Source organism: Sphingopyxis sp. (assembly GCF_035565275.1).
Lineage (GTDB): Bacteria > Pseudomonadota > Alphaproteobacteria > Sphingomonadales > Sphingomonadaceae > Sphingopyxis.
Genome location: NZ_DATMST010000260.1, coordinates 1 through 4,321 on the forward strand (window position 1 = coordinate 1; position 4,321 = coordinate 4,321).

Below are 4,321 nucleotides of genomic sequence, written 5' to 3' on the forward strand. Positions count from 1 at the left end.
TGCGGCGTGCAAGGCCGAGGCGAGCGCGCCGAGCCGCGAGGGCAGCAAGGCTTCGATGCGCTGGCGCACCGCCTTTGCGAGGCCCGCCGACGCGCCGCCCGTACCGATCGCGATCGTCACCGGCGCCCGGTCGACGATCGCAGGCGTCGTGAAGTCGCACAGCTCGGGCCGATCGACGACGTTTACGAGCAACCCCTGCGCACGAAGCGCCTCGGCAGCAGCGCGCGCTTCGCCCTCATCGTCGAGCGCGACGAACGCGATGACCGCGCCCGCTTCCCGGGCGCGGACGATCCGCCCGCCGGCACGCATAATCAGCCGCGCCTTGGCGTCGGCTACTTCCCCCTCCCCGACCAGCACGACCATACGGCCGCGGAGGTTCAGGAAGACGGGAAGCTGCTCCATGATTCAGTCGATCCAGTCGGGCACGCGCTCGGCGGCCATGATCGTCCCCGCCGCAATACGATCGGCGACGGTGACATAGCGGTCGCCGTCGACGAGCACCTCGGGAACGAGGCTGCGGCTGTTATAGGTCGATGCCATCGTCGCGCCATAGGCGCCCGCGGTGCGGAAGATCGCGAGGTCGCCCGATTCGACGACATCGATTTCGCGGTCGCGTGCGAAGGTGTCGCCGGTCTCGCACACCGGGCCGACGATCGACGCGGTCATCGTCTCGCCCGTCGGCTTCACCGCGACGAAATCATGATACGCATCGTAAAGGGCCGGACGCGCAAGGTCGTTCATCGCCGCATCGACGATGACGAACGGATTCGTCGCGCCGGGCTTGACCCACAACACTTCGGTCAGCAGCACGCCGGTGTTGCCCGCGATCACGCGGCCGGGTTCGAACATCAGCGTGACGTCCCAATCCTTCGTCACGCGCGCGACCATCGCGCCATATTCGGCCGGGCTCGGCGGATTGTCGCCGGGCCGGTACGGAACGCCAAGCCCGCCGCCGAGGTCGACGTGCGTGATGCTGTGGCCCGCGGCGCGCAGGTCCGCGACGAGACGCCCGACGCGCTCGAACGCCGCCTCTAGCGGATCAAGGCTGGTGAGCTGGCTGCCGATATGCAGCGCGATGCCGCGCATCTGCAGCCCGGGCAGCGCCGCCAACCGCCCGAAGATTTCGGGTGCCGCATCGATACCGACGCCGAACTTGTTTTCGGCCTTGCCGGTCGAAATCTTCGCGTGCGTGCCTGCATCGACGTCGGGATTGACGCGCAGCACCGCGCGCGCCGTCATTTCCTTCGCAAGTGCGATTTCAGAGAGCGCGACACCCTCGGGCTCATGCTCGATGTTGAACTGGCCGATGCCGCGGTCGAGCCCCAGCGCCAGCTCGGCGCGCGTCTTGCCGACGCCCGAAAAGACGATGTCCTCGGCCGCCATGCCCGCCGCCAATGCGCGCTCAAGCTCGCCGCCCGACACGACATCGGCGCCGTAGCCCTGCCGCGCAAGGACGCGCAGAACGCCAAGGTTGGGGTTGCACTTGATCGCAAAGGCGATGTGCTTTCTCGGAATGTCCTTCAGCCCGTCACGGAAAACCTGCGCGTGGCGCTCGAGCGTCGCGCGCGAATAGACATAGACGGGAGTGCCGATTTCCTCGGCGATACGCGGCAAGGGGATGTCTTCGGCGTAGAGCACGCCGTCACGATATTCAAAATGATCCATTGGAATTTCCTCAGCCCGGAGGCGGCAAGTCAAAGTCGTCGGTTTCGCGCTGCTCCGAGCGTTTGAGAAGTTCGTCGCTGCGCGCGGGCCGGGCCTGCGCGTCAGGCGTCGTAAGCTCCTCCGTGGTCGGGGCGCGGGTCGCGCCGACGGGAATCGCCGCGGCGGGTTGACCCGCCACGGGCTTCAGATCTTTCTTGCCGCCGCACGCGCCAAGCAGCACGGTCGCGGCGATACCCAGAATGACGAGGCGTTTGGTCGCCATCAATCGTTTCCTTCCAGCGCGGCAAGCGCCGCGGTGATCGCCCCTCTTACCCGTTCCGGCGCCGTGCCGCCATAGCTCTTGCGGCTGGCGACCGACGCCTCGACGGTCAGCCCCGCGAGCACGTCGGGGGTAACCGCGGCGTGGATCGCCTTGGCATCGGCGGCCGGCAGCGCCGACAGCTCGACGCCGAGTTCCTCGGCGCGCTTCACGCAGGCGCCCACGACATGGTGCGCCTCGCGGAATGGCAGCCCCGCCTCGCGCACCAGCCAGTCGGCGAGGTCGGTCGCGGTCGAATAGCCCGACGCGGCGAGCGCGCGCATGCGATCGGTGCGGAACGCCAGCGTTTCGATCATGCCGGTCATCGCGGCGAGCGACAGCGCGAGCGCGTCAAAGGCGCCGAAAACCGTCTCCTTGTCGTCCTGCAGATCCTTCGAATAGGTGAGCGGCAGGCCCTTCACGATCACCGAGAGCCGCTGGAATGCGCCGAGCAGCATGCCGGCACGTCCGCGCACCAGTTCGGCGGCGTCGGGGTTGCGCTTTTGCGGCATGATCGAGCTGCCGGTCGACCAAGCGTCGGGCAGCGTGATGAAGCCGAACGGCTGGCTGGCCCAGATCACCACCTCTTCGGCGAGGCGCGACAGATGGATCGCCGCGATCGACGCGGCAGCGCAGAATTCAAGCGCGAAGTCACGGTCGGACACCGCATCGATGCTGTTCGCCATCGGGCGATCAAATCCCAATGCCTTCGCCGTCGCGTGGCGATCGACCGGAAAACCGGTGCCCGCGAGCGCCGCAGCGCCAAGCGGCGATTCGTTCAGCCGCGCCCGCGCATCGGCGAAGCGGCCACGGTCGCGGCCGAACATTTCGACATAGGCGAGCAGGTGATGGCCAAGCGTCACCGGCTGCGCGACCTGCAGGTGGGTGAAGCCCGGCATGATGCGGTCGGCATGTTCCGCGGCGCGCGTCAGGAGCGCAATCTGGATCGCCTTCAATCCGGCATCGATGCGCTCGCAGGCGGTGCGCGTCCACAGGCGAAAATCGGTCGCCACCTGGTCGTTGCGCGAACGCGCGGTGTGGAGGCGCCCGGCCGGTTCGCCGACCAGTTCCTTCAGCCGCGATTCGACCGTCATGTGAATGTCTTCGAGCGCGAGGTCGACCGGGACGCCGTTCGCGGCAAATTCATCGGCGATCTGCGCGAGGCCGCGGTCGATCACCGCTGCATCGTCAGCGCCGATGATGCCCGCCGCGCCCAGCATCGCCGCATGCGCCCGGCTGGCGGCGATATCCTCTTCCCACAATCGCTTGTCGACGGGGATCGAGGCATTTATTTCTTGCATGATCGCCGCCGGGCCGCCACCGAAGCGGCCACCCCACATGCTGTTGCTGTCCGGAGTCTTCGCCATCCGCCGCGTTCCAAACCTGTCCCTTGCGATCCTCGCCGTGTGTCTGGCCGGATCGATCGCGGGCTGCGATAGGGAAAAGGAGCCGGACGGGCAAGCCGGGCAAGGCCAAGCAAATGTTTCGGCGGGCCAAGCGAAGAGCCTCGGCAAATTCGAGTATCAGATCGACCGCAGCCACAAGGGCGAGCTCGCGCCCGCGGCCGCATTCAAAGGCCCCGACGACGCTTCGGTGACGCTGGCGAGCTTTCGCGGCAAACCCCTGCTCGTCAACCTGTGGGCGACGTGGTGCGCGCCATGCGTCGCCGAAATGCCGACGCTCGATGCGCTTGCGGCAAAGAACGGCGAGCGCATGACCGTGATCGCGGTGGCGCAGGACCTGCAGGGCGCCGAGATCGTCGATCCATGGTTCCAGAAGGCAGGACTGAAGGCGCTGCAGCCCTATCTCGATCCTCAAAACGGCCTGCTCGACGCCGCGAACAGCGCGTTGCCGACGAGCATCTTTTACGACGCCGGGGGCCGCGAGCTGTGGCGCATCGTCGGCGCGATCGACTGGCAGGGCAAAGAGGCCGGGGCCTTGCTCGCCGAGGCCGGCGTCAAACCCTCATAAGAATGCGCCGGCACAAAGGCCGGCGCTTTCCCCCTTTCGGGGATCCGATCGATCAATCGTTACGGCTATTGCCGCTTTCCTGCCGTTCGGCACTATCCTTGAGCTGGCCCTTGGTCATCCCGGTGACAAGCATGTCGCCCGAACCGGCAAAGCTCGCCGCGGGAAGCGTCGCGACGCGATTGCCGACCTCGACGGTCACCGCGTCGACAACGCCGCCGCCGGTCTGGCGCACCGCTTGCACATAGCCGATCACCTTGCCGCGCGGATCGGTCACCGGCATGCCGGGTTCGACCGCGAACATGCCCGCGCCGCTCGCCGCGCCGCTACCCGAGATGCGTACCCGAAACCGGGGTACGAGGGAGGGTCAGCGGCGGTGCTGGTCGCCCG

Annotated in this window: 6 protein-coding genes; 1 reads left to right on the forward strand and 5 read right to left on the reverse strand. The window is 67.4% G+C overall.

Translation table 11 applies throughout. The annotated features are described in order from the left end of the window. The 4 genes from VN047_RS17550 to argH all read right to left on the reverse strand — a co-directional run. A partial coding sequence (locus VN047_RS17550; RefSeq protein WP_325544929.1) for a bifunctional precorrin-2 dehydrogenase/sirohydrochlorin ferrochelatase occupies positions 1-402 on the reverse strand: 402 nt, incomplete at its 3' end. 3 nt (positions 403-405) lie between these two features. Then, positions 406-1,665, reverse strand: coding sequence for a diaminopimelate decarboxylase (gene lysA, locus VN047_RS17555; RefSeq protein WP_325544931.1), 1,260 nt, complete (start codon positions 1,663-1,665; stop codon positions 406-408). Positions 1,666-1,675: 10 nt separating this feature from the next. Then, positions 1,676-1,927: a hypothetical protein gene (locus VN047_RS17560; protein WP_325544933.1), complete on the reverse strand. Its 252-nt coding sequence runs from the start codon at positions 1,925-1,927 to the stop codon at positions 1,676-1,678. Continuing rightward, positions 1,927-3,303, reverse strand: a complete 1,377-nt coding sequence (gene argH / locus VN047_RS17565; RefSeq protein WP_325544939.1) for an argininosuccinate lyase — start codon at positions 3,301-3,303, stop codon at positions 1,927-1,929. Before argH ends, VN047_RS17560 begins: the two co-directional genes overlap by 1 nt. On the opposite strand from argH, the gene VN047_RS17570 reads away from it, so the two are divergent. Then, on the forward strand, positions 3,302-3,934 hold the full coding sequence (locus VN047_RS17570) for a TlpA disulfide reductase family protein (RefSeq protein WP_325544935.1): 633 nt from the start codon (positions 3,302-3,304) through the stop codon (positions 3,932-3,934). The genes argH and VN047_RS17570 overlap by 2 nt on opposite strands. A gap of 52 nt (positions 3,935-3,986) precedes the next feature. Here the strand turns inward: VN047_RS17570 and VN047_RS17575 are convergent, their stop codons facing one another. Then, on the reverse strand, positions 3,987-4,235 hold the full coding sequence (locus VN047_RS17575) for a hypothetical protein (protein WP_325544937.1): 249 nt from the start codon (positions 4,233-4,235) through the stop codon (positions 3,987-3,989). Between the last annotated feature and the right edge of the window lie 86 nt (positions 4,236-4,321).